Origin of the sequence: Pseudoalteromonas sp. BSi20652 (assembly GCF_000239855.1) — a bacterium.
GTDB lineage: Bacteria > Pseudomonadota > Gammaproteobacteria > Enterobacterales > Alteromonadaceae > Pseudoalteromonas.
On the sequence record NZ_BADT01000221.1, the window covers coordinates 16,107 to 34,983 of the forward strand.

The 18,877-nt window shown below is 36.8% G+C and carries 13 protein-coding genes; all 13 read right to left on the reverse strand.

All coding sequences use genetic code 11. The annotated features are described in order from the left end of the window. On the reverse strand, positions 1-1,854 hold the full coding sequence (locus tag P20652_RS01570) for a rhamnan synthesis F family protein (RefSeq protein WP_008172328.1): 1,854 nt from the start codon (positions 1,852-1,854) through the stop codon (positions 1-3). Positions 1,855-1,879: 25 nt separating this feature from the next. Next, entirely contained in the window at positions 1,880-2,020 is a 141-nt protein-coding gene (locus P20652_RS21200) for a hypothetical protein (RefSeq protein ID WP_008172331.1), read from the reverse strand. Further along, positions 2,020-2,769, reverse strand: coding sequence for an HAD family hydrolase (locus tag P20652_RS01565; protein ID WP_193371796.1), 750 nt, complete (start codon positions 2,767-2,769; stop codon positions 2,020-2,022). Before P20652_RS01565 ends, P20652_RS21200 begins: the two co-directional genes overlap by 1 nt. Before the next feature lie 158 nt (positions 2,770-2,927). Next, positions 2,928-3,086 (reverse strand): hypothetical protein, encoded by a 159-nt coding sequence (locus P20652_RS20440; protein ID WP_008172334.1) that lies wholly within the window; start codon positions 3,084-3,086, stop codon positions 2,928-2,930. 143 nt (positions 3,087-3,229) lie between these two features. Then, positions 3,230-4,252: a hypothetical protein gene (locus tag P20652_RS01560; RefSeq protein WP_008172336.1), complete on the reverse strand. Its 1,023-nt coding sequence runs from the start codon at positions 4,250-4,252 to the stop codon at positions 3,230-3,232. After that, entirely contained in the window at positions 4,252-5,424 is a 1,173-nt protein-coding gene (locus P20652_RS19600) for a sulfotransferase (RefSeq protein WP_008172338.1), read from the reverse strand. The genes P20652_RS01560 and P20652_RS19600 overlap by 1 nt, the downstream gene beginning before the upstream one ends. A gap of 3 nt (positions 5,425-5,427) precedes the next feature. After that, a complete protein-coding gene (locus P20652_RS01555) occupies positions 5,428-6,654 on the reverse strand; it encodes a glycosyltransferase (RefSeq protein WP_008172340.1) in 1,227 nt (408 codons plus the stop codon). Continuing rightward, positions 6,647-8,395 (reverse strand): glycosyltransferase family 2 protein, encoded by a 1,749-nt coding sequence (locus P20652_RS19605; RefSeq protein WP_050548229.1) that lies wholly within the window; start codon positions 8,393-8,395, stop codon positions 6,647-6,649. The genes P20652_RS01555 and P20652_RS19605 overlap by 8 nt, the downstream gene beginning before the upstream one ends. A gap of 78 nt (positions 8,396-8,473) precedes the next feature. Beyond that, positions 8,474-9,460 carry a DUF563 domain-containing protein gene (locus P20652_RS01550; protein WP_008172344.1) on the reverse strand — a complete coding sequence of 329 codons (987 nt, stop codon included), beginning with the start codon at positions 9,458-9,460 and terminating at the stop codon, positions 8,474-8,476. A gap of 47 nt (positions 9,461-9,507) precedes the next feature. Then, positions 9,508-11,340, reverse strand: coding sequence for a hypothetical protein (locus tag P20652_RS01545; RefSeq protein ID WP_139048245.1), 1,833 nt, complete (start codon positions 11,338-11,340; stop codon positions 9,508-9,510). A gap of 155 nt (positions 11,341-11,495) precedes the next feature. Continuing rightward, complete coding sequence (locus tag P20652_RS01540; RefSeq protein ID WP_008172350.1) at positions 11,496-11,870, reverse strand: FG-GAP-like repeat-containing protein; 375 nt, start codon at positions 11,868-11,870, stop codon at positions 11,496-11,498. Between the two features lie 236 nt (positions 11,871-12,106). After that, positions 12,107-15,958 (reverse strand): leucine-rich repeat domain-containing protein, encoded by a 3,852-nt coding sequence (locus tag P20652_RS19610; protein WP_008172353.1) that lies wholly within the window; start codon positions 15,956-15,958, stop codon positions 12,107-12,109. 186 nt (positions 15,959-16,144) lie between these two features. Further along, positions 16,145-18,679: a leucine-rich repeat domain-containing protein gene (locus P20652_RS01535; RefSeq protein ID WP_033018102.1), complete on the reverse strand. Its 2,535-nt coding sequence runs from the start codon at positions 18,677-18,679 to the stop codon at positions 16,145-16,147. Between the last annotated feature and the right edge of the window lie 198 nt (positions 18,680-18,877).

Genomic DNA, 18,877 nt, shown 5'->3' on the forward strand with positions numbered 1-18,877 from the left:
CTATTCACCTAAAAACGGGAAGCGCCCAAAGCTACTTATCAGTGGTCCCCATTTTAAAATATGTTGTTCGTTTAATTCATTGCCACCACTAAATGGATTATCCCATCCCGCAGCATGCCATTTATCTAATGGATTAAGAATATGCAAATTTTGCAAACCAAAGTCACCTGGTATTTGTGCATCAGCAACCGCATTGTCGCCTACATGTATAAAACGTTGACCTTCAGGCAGGCTCTGTTTTATATGCTGCCAAAGTGTGCCATTATCTTTGCGTTTACCGAGTTCGCTCGATACTAACAACTCAAAGCCAACACTCACACCAACCTTAGCCAGCATAAGCGCCACTTGTTCGTGGGTGTAATACGTATCAGAGGCAACGGTAACCTGTTTCCCACCCAAAATAAGTTCATTGAATAAATCAACCATTTCATCTTTAGGTAAAATCATCTCTAAATCGTAGGCAAATTCTTGCTCAGCATAATTTTTTGCTTGCTCACTCGTCCAGTTATAACTATTAGCTAAGTGCTCATACGTTTCAAAAATAGTAACATCACCTACAAAGCTTTTTTGCTGCCTGACTTCAAATTCAGCATTATTTCGAGTTTTAACAAATTCATGGGCATTACTTACTTTTCCACCTTCAACCAACGATTTACCTAATAATAACTTAGCATAATCTGGGGCATGGTATTTACGCCTTACCAGTGTATCAAACACATCAAAACTTATGTGCTCAAACGCACCAAGTTGATGGCGTAAATTCTCTTGATTATTAACGTACTGCGCTAAAATAAAACTGTCGTCAAATGTTAACTGGCCAGATTTTGGGTAATAAAACAGTTGTTTATACCCATTTTTTTCAGCAAGCAGGCCAAGCATTCGCTCAAGTGCATGCAATTCAGAGCCATCGTTAGGTAGAGGCTCCGCGGGGAAGTCTTCGTACTTATACTCTTTGTTTAAAAGTTGCTTTAATGCATTAGGCCTTGCCCAAAACATACCACCAGCGGGGTAAGCTAAAAAGTCTTCACTTAGCTCTATATTCCATTCTTTAGCCAGCTTTTGCGCATGAGGCTTATTTTTAAGCCAGTGATTAACCCAATCAGGCATCATCCAAAACGAGGTCGGATAATATATTCCACTTTTAGGGTTATCGTTAAAGTGATTAAGCACTTGCTTAATAACGTGCTGATCTTTTAATAAATACTCACCTAAGTAATCTGCCCACTGGGTTTGCGCGCGCCCTGAGTACAGTGACTTTTTAGAGTGCATATGGCAAAACAAATCATAACTTTGTAGCTCGCTTGCAAACTCAACAAGCATAGGGCCAAAATTACGACCATGGTTAGGTACCACTTTTACCGTCACGTTATTTACTTTTGCACAAGCTTCGAAATCGTTTGTTGCTTTTTTAGCAAGCTCATCACTGGCAACACTTACAAACACATCAACCGGTTGCGGAAATTTAGCTAATGCATCACAGTAATAATCGATAAACTCGCCATAAAAAACGTGAAAACACATCGCTATTTTTTGTGGTGTTGGCTCGCCATCAGCTGTACTTTCTATCGCTTTTGGGGACCACTTTTGATTAGCCGCAAGTGATAAACGACCTTCATGCTGGCCATGATTTAAGTAATGCACTAATGCATGCACGCCCTGTAAATAAATGTCAGTATTACATTTATAATACAGCTCAGTATCAAAATTTGGGCTTGGGTTAACGCAGCTAAATTTACCCTTATGCAGGTAATCTTCAAACGCTTCAAGTTCACAGCTAAACGTACGGCACTGCTGTGCGCTATACCACGCGTAATCAAACAAACCGTTTTGCTTAGCATTAGTTAATAAAAACAATGCATCTGTTGCACTATAACTTTTTTTATTCGTTATTTAATTTTACATACTCACGCTGCTGTAGCTTTGCATCAACCTGTTGGGCTAACTTAAAGAGTTGCGGTTGGTTTTTAACAAAGTTAAACACACCTGGCATTGTTTTTTTTATAAGTTGTTTATTAATCATTATGCTAAACCAAAAAATTGTAGGGCATTAACAGTCCCATTACCGGTAACGTCATCGTCAATATCAAAAATATGCTTAGTACTTCTAGGAATCATATTCGGCTTACTTAAATAATTATTGAGCAACAGTTCAAGCTCATCACTATTAAACTCTATTTGATGTTTACCTGCATGATGACAGTATTCAAGTGCTCCAGACATTACTTGCTCTAGCTCATAAAAATAGCGTTGCGAGGTTACTTTTCGTCCGTAGTAAAAATCAAATTTATTTTTATCAAATGTATTAAATCTAATACCTCTAAACTGCCCGAAAGGTGCTGTTAACAAAGACTCCAAAAACATAGAACGGTCCAATGGCAGGTATCCCTCGCCTAACTTCACGCCTTCCTTTAGATAGCCTTTCATTGTTGCTGTGTTATCGGCTATGCGATGCTCTCCAGGTTTGGAAGATATAAGGTAATGACCAACCGTATCTTTATTCAATAAAATAGTGAGTAATGACTGAATAGTACCTGAGTAACCAAGATCAACTAAATGAAGTGTACTTTGAGAAGTAACACCTAGCGATGTTAAATAAGCTAAATAAGGTTTTTTAATAGAAGAAATAACATTTTCTAATAACTCTTGGTGTTGAGTTAAAACAGCTATTATTTTTTTTCTGTCGTGAGGTAAATATACCAGCTCTTGAGTGATATCATCGCTAAAAACTTGCTGTATTTCTGTATTTGAAAGTAAAAAACGCGTGCGCATTAAATCAAAAAAAGAGCCTGTAAAGTCTCCTTTTAATGAATACTCGTAACTTCTACTATCACTTAACAATAATTTAAATAAAAATGCGCGAGATGCTAATAAATAATAACTATTACCTTGTTTATTACTACCAGATAAATATTGCTGGTAGGCTCTTTCTAACCAATAGCCCTCTCGGGCAAGAAAAAAAGAGTGGTATTTTCAGGAATATTTTGTACCAAGTTATGAGAAAAAAAACTCAGTGTAGGGCCCATAAACGACGTTCCAAAAGACGAAAAACGAGTTTGAGAAACTTCTGGGTCTGCAATGTTGTCCATTTTAATTAATACCATGATAGTTAAACTAAATATATTCACCGGAATTCAATAACAACTTTATTTGCAGTCGCTTTTCATCCTTGAGTTGAAGAAGCTAGTTTATGTTGTGGGCTATAAATAGTAAACCCACAACTTAAGCTAGCTTATGATTTATTTGCACCCTTTTTTTGAAATAGTGCATATATGATTTTCATAAAATCAAAATGAGTTAAATTTGCACCGCTCTCTAATAATTTGAAGGGGATTTTTTTAGGTTCATCAATAAATAATTTTTCTTTATGAGGGAAATATTTTTGGCATAATGCTTTATTTGATGCTTCGTAAAAAGCAACCACTTCATCATGCTGCTTTTCGGTCATTAATCGAGTATGCTCTGGAGCAAGTTCGCTATCAATTAACGCCCGAGCATAACTAAAAAAATCAAGCCGCTCTTGGCCAACAATATGCTTCATTCTGGCATTTGCAATTCGCGCAAACTCCAGCATTGGATTGCTCCACCTCTCATTAAGATTTCCTTGAGAAAAGTCGAGCCCAGATACGTCATCAATATTTAGATAATGTAACATGTTAAGCCTGATATCATCGCCAATCGAAGATTTTTCATAAGGAATAATCTTAATCGCATGCTCACCAAAAAAATTTGCCCATAACGCTATTAGTTGCGTGTAGTCATAGCGCATATTTTGAGCTTGATATTGCTCCATCACCTTATTAAAAACCTTCGGACTCCCCGCTTTAATCTCTGTAGAATATGATGACTCTATATAATCTGCTTGTGGTCTTATATAAATTAAAATTTCAGGTGATATATTAAGCTTTTTAAAAAAGCGACTCATGTAGTCCAACGCATTCTCTCTCAAGCGAGAGCTAAAATGCTCTGCACTTAAAACAATCGTCTTGTTAGAGTGCTCATTAATACATTCTTCCAATTTATTCCATAAAAAATCGACAGGTTGAGTCACTGGGCCTAAAAACTCCATGTGACGTCCACCATTATCAAGAGGGTGTATCGAATTAACCAAATCAAAATGAGCGTCTTTTCTAGGACCTAAGTTAGGATAAAGTATTCCCTTTAACAATAAAGCTTGACGATTTTGAGACATGAAATGCTGGATACTTGTAGTACCTGTTTTCTCAGTTCCTATGTGTAAAACCACTTTACCCATTATTTGCTTCTCGACGTTTGGTCTGTAAAATAATATTTAGAATCATAACTATAGTTCTGCAATTTCATCTCTTTATCACAAATTTGTTTAAGCTCAGTCAATTGAGTCTCCGTCCAATTAAAATCGTCTAACGACTTAGCTTTTGATGAATGGGTAGTCGTCTGCTCAGGCCTATCTGCAGACGCTAATTGAGCAAAAAGACGCTTTTTCTCGCCCTCCGCCAATGATAAAAAGTTACGAACGGTCTCTACAACTTGCTCAGGGGTATTAGCCATATCAAACTGATCTATTTCAATATACCAATCATTTCGCTTTAAAAGCTGATTAATGACTTGGCGAGTTTGTCGCCATGCTGCAAACGATTGCTTCCACTGTTTTACATGCTGTAAAAAATTAACTTTAGGGAATTTAATAATTCGAGACTGAATATTTTCCATTGCCCTTCTTTTGCAAAAAATAACTTTGGCATTAGGCCAAGCCATTAATGCAAAAGGCAAACTTTGCAGCATTGGTATTCCTGGCGTTTTATCTAAATGTATACTGTTACCGTAATACAGCTTATATATTCTTCTGAGCATATTTAAATGCTCAGCAAGCAATACTGTTTTAGGCACAGCGTTTACCAGGTTACCATTAATACCTGCTGTAATTGACTGCTCAAAAAACACATCTGTGCTTTGTAAAGCTTTAGATATTCCCTCTATTACATGAGATTCACCATGCGCATGAGCCTTTAATGCTTTACGGCATGCCTTACCTAATGCAGAGGTACCTGAACGAGGAGAGCCTACAATAAATAAAACTTTATCAGGCAGCTCTATTGGCTGTATAAAACCACGAAATAACAAAGTCTCTTTTGAGTTATTACTTATATGCACACTAAAGTGATAATCTGTAGTTAGGTTTTTTTTAATTAACTCAATATCAAATCTAAATACGCTTTTATTAGCAGCTAAACCTAACTCATCACGTAATTTAGGCGCTATGGTGGATAATATTTCCACCTCGTCCTCAAGCTCACCGCGTAAATTTCTGACGACCAAAGTATCAAAAACATCATTAACAACCAGACGCCCACCAAAGGCTAAATCTGCATGCTCTAAAACACCAATTTTAGAACCTCTTATGTGACCAATTTCTGGGTTGCATTCTTCAATATAATAACTGTACATATATTAGCTAATAATCTTGTTTATTTTTATATAGCTCTCAGAAATAGATAAAGGTGCGGTTATATTTTTAGCTAAAGCGCTTCCTAACTCTGGCTCATTTAGCACTTTTTGCAATGCATCGGCTAATGAAACCGGGCTACCAGCCCTAAAATGCAAACCTGTTTTGTTATGCTCTATTTTTTCAGCCATACCACCAATATCGCTAACAATTACTGGTTTTTGATGGTTCAGAGCCTCTTGTATCACCATAGGTGAATTTTCCCACCAAATCGATGGCACAACGACCCAGTTAGCCGCCCCTAAAATACCGGCAAGCTCAGATGGCTCGTAAGAACCATGCATCCTTACAACACTTTTTAATCTTTTTAGTTGAGCATATACTTTTGTTTGGAAGTCACTCGGTTGCGAATCAAAATTTGCACCGTGTATATCAATACAGAGCTGCTGCCTTAATTCTTTAGGTATCAATAGCAATGCATCGAGTAGCACATCAACCCCTTTGAACAGGTTAATTTGCCCTATATATACAATACTTATTTTACCGTTGTTGTTTAACTTTACATTTGGAGCGACATTTTCTAACTGCCCATTTTCAACAACATGTATAACTTCAGGAGAAATTCCCCAATCAATATAACGCTGCCTTAAAAAAGCTGATGGAGCAATAAATGTGTCAACCATATCAAAACAACTCATAATATATTCTTTTCGCAAAAAGAAATCACCTGGGGACTTTTCTGGAAAACAACTATTACACTCACGCGTACCTGACTCAAAACAAAGCTTATTTTGCCCACCAGTTTTAATCATTAAACCTGAGTTATTACAAATTGCGTAATACTCATGCAAAGTAAGTACTAACTTTGAATTTGGTAATTTCTGTTTAATGATTTTCATCATTTCAACACCAAGTAAAAAGTAGTGATGACAGTAAATTATATCGGGCGCTACTTGCTCTAATAAATCAGCAAAATCGCCCCACAAGTGGCGAGTTTTAATATTAGAAAACAAAAAGAAATCATCATGCGTAGTGTGAAATAAAATTTCACGCTTGTTTTTTATACTAGAAAAAGCAGCTCCACCATGAGGGGTTACAGAGGTTCGCGCTAAAAAGTAAGCATCATCACCTTGTTTTAAACACTCTTTGTAAAACTGGTAAGCTGCTTGCTCACCTCCCCCTTTGTTAAACTCTGGGTGACCGTGAGCAATTATGAGTACTTTTTTAGACATTTTGTTGTTTAACCTCTTCAATTGCATCACCCCATTTATCTTTTTGATATAAACTATTGAGGAGAGTTAACTTATATTTCCAATCGCCACTATCAACGAGATTCTGAGAAAGCCTTTCCAAATGATACAACGACTCTTTTGTATCAATATATATTTTCTTATTATGTTTATATGCCTTTAGGCATAAATCTGAATCTTCAAAATCACCCAAAATATAGCGAGTATCAAACCCCCCAACACTAATAAAAAATTCTTTTTCCATTAACATACATGCGCCAGTAACTAGCTCTGTTAATTCAGTTTCTTTTTTCTTTATCAAATGCGAAGGCATGCCTTTATGAGGATGATAATTCATCCAAATACCCGGGTAGTAAGCATCATCTTGAAAAACCATGCCTATATGTTGAATCGTGTCATCCTCGTAAACCAACTTAGTCCCTAAAATACCTGGAGAGTCTAAGGATTCGAACTTGTTTACTAATCGACTTAGCCAGCCTGAGCTGCTCGGCATTACATCCGAATTGAGTGCAAGTATATACTGACCAGAAGCAATGCTTGCCCCCAGATTATTTGCACCTGCAAACCCTAAATTTTTACCTGCATATATCGTTTTAAATGGATGGTTAAAGGTATTAAACACGCCATGGCACGTAATATTAAATTCTCGTTCAATACGCGGGTCATCCAATACATAAATAACCTCATGATTTTGCATATCAGTATCATTCGAAAACGCTAATAATTGGTGCTGTAAAAAATCATAACGCCCGTATATAGGAATAATTACAGATACAAGGGGCTGCATATTAACATCACCAAACATACCGACTTCTGGCAACAAATTATCCATAATGGATTCCGCTTGCCAAATATCAGCTAAATGTCTCAATATGGCAGGCTGACCATTATCAAAAAACCTAGCTTTATGTACGTTAACAAATGATAAGTAATCTTTTAGTATTTTTGTTTTTGATAACTGACTACTGCCACTGCTGTCAACATCTGAAGTCATAATGCGATTTTCAGAGGTTTTTATAATTAACTTTTCTGGTAAAAAGTCAGTTGGTAATCTACACGCACAAACCATACCTGCATTATAATTATCGGCTAAGCCGAATTTGGTATTTATATCTGTACGTAAGTAACGAAAACATTCCGTAACCTGATAACCTTTACCCTCTTCATCTTCAACTATAATATCGCTCATAGCCCCATCAGTTAAGGCCCAGCCATTAAAGTAAAGTAAATTTGAATCAGTAATAATACATAAGTCGAAGTAATGACTAATTGATGTGGGATCTGTTGGTTTATCGCTGGTATCAAGGGTATTATTAAACCCTTCTTGTACTTGGCGCAAAAAAGATGCTTTTTTAGTGCCAAGAGCGGCTAAAATAACATCTGGAGAATCTATAATTACAGGCTCTAATGAAGAAGCGACAATCTCTTTATTATCAATTTTAAACACTAATTTAGTAAAATCTGATTCACTGCGTTCTATTACTAAAGTAAACCCATAAGCATTTACAGCATCTGATAAATTAAGTGCCGTAATTAAATCATCTCTTTCAAAAAAATCATAAAACACGCTAATCGGTGTATTATTTTCATTTTCAATAGCAACAGAGATAACAGGCTTATTGGCTGCACTTACAAGCCAACCTGACATATACCAAGCACCATCTAAATATGATGCATAGTCAATATGCATAGTTTTATAATTATTATCTAACGCATTGGACACAAAAAATTCCTTTCCTTATAAACCTAATCAGGCTGTAACATTTACACTTTATCAAATTAAGTATTTGAAAACATAATATTAAAAATTTAATTTTCTTAAACAGCGCCTTAAATGAGGAATATCAAAACGAGTAACTAATTTCCGCTCATTTACAACCTGACCTAAAAATGGGATACATATAGACTCTATATTATTGAGTTCATTGCACATAACTTGGTTTGGTTTTATACGTTTAGGCTCTCTAACACCACATATATTTATAACTTTAGTTCCATGTTTCATAAATAGACAATTATGCAATGCAGAACCTTCAAGCCCAGCAATAACACTAGCATTAGCTAAAAGTAACAATTGCATATCTATTGTTAAATCTTCCATGTAAATAACCTTAAAACCATACTCAGTGAATACATCTTCTATTTTATGTTCGTTTACAACCTTACGCTTTCTTTTTTGTAATTTTGAACGAGATAAATAAAGCCTCATATTATTGGCTTTTAACTCTGAAATATCCTGCTGTAAACGCTCAAAAATATTAATATAATGCGGGTGTACTTTATTTAAAATATAGCACTGAGCATTAGGGACTGTTAACTCATCTACAAGTGTATCTTCTTTTAAAATTATTACCTTATCTAAATTTAAGCCTAGTTTTTTAAAACAAAATGAGGCGAAGCTGGTCAGTTCATCACTTTTTCTAGGAAGAACAAAATTATTAAATATAAATCCATCGTAGTTAGTAGGATCTTTTACTGCCCAGATTCTGGATAGTGTTTCTAATAAAAAATGACCATAATGCTCTGTATAAAAACCTAAATAGATATAGTATCCTTTTAATTTTTTTACGTTTTTGTAGGCTGAATCCGCGATTAAACCTTTATCTATCTGAGTAAAATGCTCTTGGGCTGAATAATCACAATCCTGTCTTAAAGCTTCACTTATAAGCTTTCCAGATTGGTCATATACCCCAGCTTTAAACTGTTTTTTATCTCGATTGACTTGCGTGGCACAAATATACGCATCATTATACTTTTTTATAGATAAGGTATAATTTTTCACTTTCATCTTAATCCGACCCCAACAAACCACGTGGTTAAATACATACCAAATTACTACTCAAAACTTAAAAATACAGCATCTTTCGCATTAATAGTTAAATTTTTAGCTTTTAGACCCCGCTTTTTCAAGGTTGACTGTATTGAAGAAAACTTACTTGTGCTTACTTTCACCTGTTTTCTGGACGGATTAGCGATCACTACGCCATTTTCAAAAATACGATAAGGTATCTCAACACCGTATTGTATTCTCAAATTAGTTAATTGGACCAAATCAGCATCAGATGCCAAGGTTAATGAGTTTTGTCCCTTTTTAAGATTTTTAAAGTAAAAACGACTATTAAAAGGAGCTGCATCAGACCAGGTCATATTTTTTTGTTCACCGTCTCCAATAGGGGTAATTGTTATATAGCTAACTCGGCCTTTAGCTTTTTGTTTACCCATTGAACTCGAGCTTACTTCAGCGGTAACTGTTATATCACCAGGGTTACTAAGCTTAAATTTTAACGCTATATTTATTTCTTTATCATTGATCTTTTTGAACGTAAATAAATCAGCATTTTCATTAAAATTCATCTCCTTTGATTCAATATCAAATTCAACAATATCATCATGCTCTGGTTTTAAATATTGTATATCAGTCAAAGGCTTTCCAAGCCAAGTAGTATAGTTTTTTTCATCTCCTATAAGCTCTGACCAATTATCAATACCTTTGCCTTTTGGCCTATATGCTGGCGCTATTACAGTGTCAGTAAATAAAGAGCCCGCCATTCGTAATCGGCGTAAATTTTCAGGAGGCGACTGCGCTGCTCCTTGTTTGTTTGGTACTTTGCCAAGTTTGATGTAATTTAAAGAAGGTGAGTAACTTCGTGACTTCCAAAATAGATGACGATTAATCCCCGATGACCACTGCTCCACCTGGGGATCCCAGTGACTTGGCCATGTTTCACTTTCAATCCCATTTAAAACAGAAAATTCACGCTGTTGATTCGCCTCATTACCATCAGCTAAAATCAGCTTATCTTTACCTAATTCACTGCGTAATGAACTTAAAAACAAATGAACACCTTGGCTATATTTTTGCTGGTGATCCACATCTAACTTAGATGCTTTTCCATCATAATTGTAATCTATTGGCGTTTTACGAGACGGGTGTTTTAAACCACGAATATCAGCTAGCACATCAAACTCAACACCATCAAAATTACTTAATGATTTATCGCTGCCAAGATACTCCATAAGATTATGAGTAAGTCTTATAGGCATTCCACCTTGAGGTGTGATGTTAGTAAAATTATATCGCCATAATGCTTGGTCACTACCCGGAGCAATTGCAGGTTGTGATACATGAGCTGCTAAATAGGCTCTTCCCTTGGCATAGGTTTTAATTTTCGTATTAAAAAGGCCTCGATTAACTGTTAATTTATTTTTTCCTGATACGGCTGTGAGTTTTGCTTGTTCAGCATTTTTCCAATCTAAGTTACCTTTTAAATCAACTGGAACAATAGCAATGTCATCAAGTGTTCTAAATACCGAAGCATCTCGAACGGTAATATCCGAATCGTTTTCACTAATTACGTCAGCTGAATATGTACCAACAAAGTAAGTCCAGTCTTCTGGATAAAATGCGGTTAAATCAAAATTAGGATCGCGTGCATTGCCATTAAAGTGCAGTAGCATTAATTTTTCAGGGTTATCTTTTTTATACTGAATAAACTTTTTCTGTGCTTCTTCTGACCGCCTCGGTATCTCTTCATCTAACGCTTTGACAACCATCCCATCTAATTTAGACCAACGCTTAGCCCACTTTTCATAACTAATAGATGTATTAGCCGCGCTATTTTCAACATTACGAAAATAAATTGCTTTAGGGTAATGTTCGTTAAACACGCTTAAATCAGCTAACTCAGAGCAAGCTGATTGACTACTATAAAGTGCAAAGCTTATAACCATAACAAATAAAGTTTTAATAACACTCTCCCAAAGTCAATCAACGAACAAAAAAAAGCCTCAATAAATTGAGGCTTTGTATTTTATAGCATTTTTTAATTTATTGTCTGACTATCAAGTAATGATAAATCTAAACCATGTAAACTTGTTAACACACGGCTTTGCAATGTTTGGCTTATTCCGCTTATTACAACATCCTCAATACCATCATTGTTTGTATCGTAGTGCGCTAATGAAATACCTTCCCACCTACCTGGTAATGTATAACGTCCATACTCAGTTGTTAATCTGCCATCTTTAACAACAACCTGAACCGCTCTATTTGTTTTTGTATAACCTAATAAAGCAAATTCGTTAAACCCGTCGTTGTTTAAATCACCAACTTCGACTACTTGAGTATCTTCCCAAGTACCCGGCCAGCTAAAGTTCGCTATGCGTTGATTAGCTAAACGGCCATCATCTTTACGCATACCAAACTGGCCCTAATCGTTGTTCTGGTCTCATACCATAAGTCCTTTATAATTAACTCCAAAGTACACTTACCGGCTAATAAAAACACTAAAGCATATAAAAGAGTATGAGTTAAATTAACAATTACTGTTTATTCATATACGCCTACTTCGCAATAAAAAAGCCACGGTGTATTACCACCGTGGCTTTTGCTGTTACCTTATTTAAAGCTTATTTAGCGCTTGCTTATTAAAGCTTAGTGAACGGTTGTACTTAGTAATCCTAAGTCATTGCCGCCGAATACAGTTATTATGCGCGTTAATGTGCTTGCATCAACACCGTTAACTATAACGTCTGCTTGCCCGTCACTATTTACATCGTATGAGCTTATGGCTAAATCAGCCCAGTCGCCCTCAAGTGTTAAACGTCCGTACTCACTAAGTGCTTGCCCGTCTTTTATGACTAACTGGTATTTGCCTGAGTTAACATTTATACCTAACAGCGCCACTTCCTGTGTACCGTCGTTGTTTAAATCCCCTAACTCCATTACTTGCTCGTTTGTCCATATTGCTGGCCAGCTGTAATTCGCTATGCGGGTATTAGCTAAACGTCCGTCGTTTACACGTAGTAACAGTTTGCCGCTGCTGTTTTTACCATACAGAGCCACTTCTTTTACATCATCACCCGTTCGGTCACTTAGTAGCAATGGCTGTGCATCAGTTAGGTCGTTTGGCCAGCTAAACGTGCGTATTACGCCACGCTTGTCGTGCCCTTTTTTAACAACCCATTGGTAACGTCCATCGTCTTTACGTTGACCAAATTGACCCCAGTCAATAGTGCCGTCGCCGTCTATGTCGTCCATTTTATATAGGCTTATGTTATTCCACAATTTGTTCCAGTTGTATACGTCTAGCTTGGTGTTGCTATTAGCGCCATCAAACACAAATAGTTGCCCTTTATCTAAGCGCTCATGGCGTCCGTATAACGCAACCTCTGGTACAGCGTCGTTGGTAATATCGCTCATAATCACTATTTGCGCATCTACCCATTGGTTTGGCCATTTAAACGTTTTGTACGTTTGTTTGGTCGCGCCATTTTTTACAAACAACTGTTTAGTGCCGTTTGTCAGGTGAATACCCGTTATGGCGTATTCTTCTACACCGTCGTTCGTTAAGTCCTCTACTAATTGAAAGGCAACCTCACCTAAGGTGTTAGCCCAGTTCCATGTGCCCATGCCTTGACCGGTATAGCCGTTATAAACCGCTAACTGGTAACGCCCTACTGCACTGTTAAAACCAAATAGGCCGATTTCTTTTATGCCGTCGTTATTGCGGTCACCCACTAGCTCTATGCTGGTTGAGTCAAACTCGTCACTGAGCTCAAATGTGGTAAGCGTAGTAAAGTCACGTCCATCTATAATGCTAAATTGCGTATTACCGTTAATAAATGAGTATTTAAGCAGGTCTGAAATATCATCGTTATTTGTGTCGCTAAAAGATAATACAACAGCTGTTGGAGCTGTTTTACTAAGTGGGTCTAATGGATCGCTACCCAAATTAACTTCTTCACTGTCGCTCAGACCATCACCATCAGTATCTGATTCGTAAATATTAGTACCCAATAAAACCTCTTCTAAATTAGTTAGGCCATCATTGTCGCTATCTAATATTGCATCATCGGGGTTGAAAGGATCTAACGCTAGTTCAACTTCTTTCGCATTAGTAATGCCGTCGTTATCATAGTCGGCACTTTCGGTCCCTAAGTCACAAGAAGCAGGCTCCCACACAGCAAAGAACACCAAGGCATAGTCAACTTGCCAACATGCAATGCTGTTATTGTTGTACACATACAAATATTCTAGGTTGTCTTTTAAATTAAAAACGGGCGCAATATCACTCACATTGTTATATTCCAACGATATAATAAATAATGATGTAAGCGTTTCCAGTGCTGAAATAGTAGTAATGTTATTTGAATACGCCCAAAAATATTTCAAACCCTCTGCAGCACTTATAACTGAAATATCACTAATGTTATTTGAACCTATATTTAAATATACCAGCGAGGTAAGAGCTGAAAGAGCCGTAATATCGTCAATATCATTGTCGTTAATATATAGGCTAGTCAAGTTTGGCATATTCATTGTGAAGGGAATCGTACTTATTTGGTTATGATTAAGATGTAACTCATAAAGAGAAACGAGCCCTTCTAAAGATTCAATATTTTGAACAGCGTTATATGACAAATCCAAAATATTTAAAGAAACCAAATTGGTTAAAGCCGATACATCTGTAATATTATTGCTAGACGCTCTAAAAGTGTGTAACGAACTTAAACTTGCTAAAGAAGCAATATCATCAACCTGGTTGTCACGCAGATCCAACTCCCTCAATGAAGTTAATGCTGAAATTTGATTTATATCAGAAATATCATTTTCGCTTGCATACAATTCATTTAAATTAACTAAACTTGTTAAGCCAGATAAATCGCTTATGCTGTTTGAGCTAATATCAAGAGATTTTAGGTTTACGAGTCCCTCTAAACCAGAAATATCTACAATGTTATTACTATACAATGCTAATTGTTCAATCCCCGAAAAAGCATTTAAACCTTCAATAGAACTCACACCTTCGGCACCACAAAATAAACTTTTAAGCTCACCAGCATACGTAAAGCCGTCATTGCGATTAATAATGCACTGTTTTAAATTTACATCACTCACCTGACTTAGCGCGTCGTCAAATAAAGTTAGGTCACGAGTTGAATCGTAAAAATGCTCTATTTCAGTGCGCACTGCGTTTAGTGCAAAAACAGCATCTGCACCGCTTTCTTCGTTATTTTTATCAACACCACAAGGTAATCCATTACAGTCTAAATCTGGGCTTGAAAATTTATACACAGTCCCTGCATTAAATACGCCTGGGTACCCCATTACAGTCGTAAATTCATTATCAACCCCATGCCCAAGTGCGAATGGAAAAGTAGCACCAACATTGTTTTGTTTTCTAGAATGTGCCAAGCCCATATTATGCCCAAGCTCATGTGCCATAACATAATCACTGCAATCAATGCTTGTGTGGCTGTACATATAATTTTTATAGCCCGCAACACTGCCTTGCTGACCACCTATCCATGCAATTCCACATGAACTATCACCGCTAATATAAGGCCTAAATAATACAACCATATCAGCCCCTAGCTCAAAGCGTCGTTGAGGAATGTGAGCAAAAGCCTCGTTTTCTTGAAAAGTAAGGTCGTTTAAGGCCACATCTGAAAACACATTATCGGTGTAGTTAACTAAATCTATAGCCACTGCATTTAATTGAATATAAACACCGCTATCAAAGTATATTTGATTAGTTACAGCAATAAGATGATAAATACGAGTTAAAGGGTCCCCCCCATATAACGTATCAACATCCGGGGTGTAGAGTATAAGTATATCAATGTTCACTGTAGATGAATCAGAGGTAGCCGGCTCTTGTACTAGTGCTAGTGACGAATGACTAACCGGTGCTTTCAAACTAAAGTGTGAAGATTCAGCTTCATTGTGCTTTTGTCTTTGTAATTCAATTTGTTTTTTTATGGATTCTTGCTTTAAAAATTCTTCAGTTTCATGCGGAAATAAAAAGTCTTCTTTTTTTGTGTCAATTACGTTATTTAATTCGCTTTCACTTAAAAGGCGTCCTTCTAGCCCACGCCCAGAAACAGTATAAGTCTCGTAAGGTGTTACAACTCTAATGAAAAAATTGTTTGCGCCTATGGTTAAAATTACAGGTGATTTAGCTTTGTAATCCACTAATTCGCCGTACCAAGTGATGCTCTCGTTTTTATTTTTTTGAAACCTAGTAAAGGTCACCTCATAAAAATTATTATCAATTGGTAATAATACGTTATCACCCACTGCTAAATTATTTAATACAGGCTTATTAAGCGAAATTACATCTGCACGGTTTTTTAGTTGCTGTACTTCAGAGTTAACTTTCATCTCAGCGGCAAATGATACCTGACTGTCAGAAGTTAAAGACCAAAGGTTTGCAGCAGCATATGCAGGCGAAAAGTTTATTAAGACTATAAAACACAATAGTGTGGAAATTATTTTATTCATGTTAAGTTCCCTTTAAGTTTTATGTAGCTTACTACAAGGCGTAACTATTTAATAAAGATAGTAGCCAATTAATTAATATTACGCTTGTAACAATTTAAAAAATTATAGGCTCTCAATAAAAAAGCCACGGTGTATTACCACCGTGGCTTTTGCTTTATAGCTTATTTAACGTTTGCTTATTAAAGCTTAGTGAACGCTTGTACTTAGTAATCCTAAGTCGCTGCCGCTATATACAGTTATTGTGCGCGTTAATGTATTTGCATCAACACCGTTAACTATAACGTCTGCTTGCCCGTCGCTATTTACATCGTATGAGCTTATGGTTAAATCAGCCCAGTCGCCCTCAAGTGTTAAACGTCCGTACTCGGTCGCGGCACGCCCGTCTTTTATCACAAGCTGGTATTTACCTGAGTTAACATTAATACCCAACAGTGCCACTTCGTTTGTACCGTCGTTGTTTAAATCCCCTAACTCCATTACTTGCTCGTTTGTCCAAACTGCTGGCCAGCTGTAATTCGCTATGCGGGTATTGGCTAAGCGTCCGTCGTTTACACGTAAGAACAGTTTGCCGCTGCTGTTTTTACCATACAGAGCCACTTCTTTTACATCATCACCCGTTCGGTCACTTAGTAGCAATGGCTGTGCATCAGTTAGGTCGTTTGGCCAGCTAAACGTGCGTATTACGCCACGCTTGTCGTGCCCTTTTTTAACAACCCATTGGTAACGACCGTCGTCTTTACGTTGACCAAATTGACCCCAGTCAATAGTGCCGTCGCCGTCTATGTCGTCCATTTTATATAGGCTTATGTTATTCCACAATTTGTTCCAGTTGTACACGTCTAGCTTGTTGTTGCTATTGGCGCCATCGTAAACAAACAATTGGCCTTTATCTAAGCGCTCATGGCGTCCGTATAACGCAACCTCTGGTACAGCGTCGTTGGTAATATCGCTCATAATCACTATTTGCGCATCTACCCATTGGTTTGGCCATTTAAACGTTTTGTACGTTTGTTTGGTTGCGCCATTTTTTACAAACAACTGTTTAGTGCCGTTAGTTAAGTGAATACCGGTAATGGCGTATTCTTCAACACTATCGTTGGTTAAATCACCCACTACTTCAAACGTTACATCGCCTAACGTATTAGCCCAGTTCCATGTGCCCATGCCTTGACCTGTGTAGCCGTTGTAAACCGCTAATTGGTAACGCCCTACAGCACTATTAAAACCAAATAAGCCAATTTCTTTTACACCATCGTTATTACGGTCACCCAACAGTTGAATACTTGTTGAGTCAAACCCATCACTTAGCTCATACGCAGCTAACTCGGTAAAGTCACGCCCATCAATAATACTAAACAAAGCATTACCATTAATGAGTGAATACTTAAGCCAGTCGGCTGTACCGTCACCATTGGTATCGCTAAACGGCATTACGCTAGCAGGGGCTAAATTAGCATCTGTTGGGTCTAACGGGTCCAGGCCTAACTTAAGTTCATCTTCATCAGATATGCCGTCGTTATCATCATCTAAATCAGCGTTATTACCTATACCATCGTTATCGGTATCAACTGACTCAGTCGCATCAAGCGGGAACGTATCTAAATTATCAGTAACTCCATCGTTATCTGTATCATCTAAAAGTGGGTTAGTTTCAAGTAACATTTCTTCAAGGTTCGTTAAACCGTCACTGTCGAAGTCACTATTGGCATCATTAGGATTCAATGGATCGAAGCCATATAAAAGCTCAAACTCATCGCTCATCCCATCGTTGTCATCATCTTCATCTATGGCATCTGCAATACCATCACCATCAGAGTCAATTAAACTAGCTGGCTGACCATAATATTGAATACCCAGCTCTGTTAACGTAGTTAACTGCTCTAAATCTAATAAAGGAATACCATCAATGTCTACCCACAAGCTACGCCCTGCAAACTCAAATAACGGTGATAAATCAGAAACCTGAGTATAAGCAATATCATACCCCGAATAACTGTCACTTAACTTAAGTAAACTTAAATCAGAAAATGACGTCCCTCTAAGATAGGCATACCGCAATCCTTCAAAGTCACTGATTGGCTCCCAGTTCGTTACTAATGTATTGCTTAGGTCTAAACGATATAGAGGTAGATTATTTATGAGAGTTAAATCACTAAAGTTTGTGTCACTTAATCTTATATCTTCCAACAAAGTAAATTCAGTAATGTTTAACCAATCTGTTACTTGTGAGTTAGATAAGTCCAACCTTCTTAAGTTAGCATCATTAATTAAGCTTAAATCTGTAAAGTTAGTGCCATTCAAATATAAACTTGCTAGCTGAGGTAAAGAGCTCAAAAATGACCAATCATTTGAGTCTGTGCCCCACAAACCAAACCCTCTAAGCTGAGGTAATAAACTTAAACTTGAAAAATCAGAAACGTTAGTATCAAACAAGTAAACATATCTTACTGACTCGCTAAGTAACGATAAATCGGTAAAGTTTCCACCCTGAACCCATAAAGCACCTATTGAAAGGTCATTCAACGCCTGCCAATCCTCAACTATTAAATTATTAAAATCTAAAGATGATAGATTAGGTAAACTCACTAGAGGCTCTAAACTAGAAAGCTGCGAATTATTAATAATCAAATATTCTAGCTTTTCTAAACTAGAAAATAACGCAAGTGTTGTGTCAGTTATATTGAAACCAGAAAAATACCTTAAATTAATGAACGTTTCCAACCCATCCCAATTATTAACTGAAATGCTATTTAGCTGTAAATCCGTCAAAAACTTAAAGTACGTCAGGTCGTTAATGTTTTCAACTACAACATCATCGTTAGACCAACAGTAAAAATAATCGACACTATATACTGACTCTTCAAGTGCATAATCATTTTTAACACACTGTTCAATTACAGCACTTTCAAACTACAATTT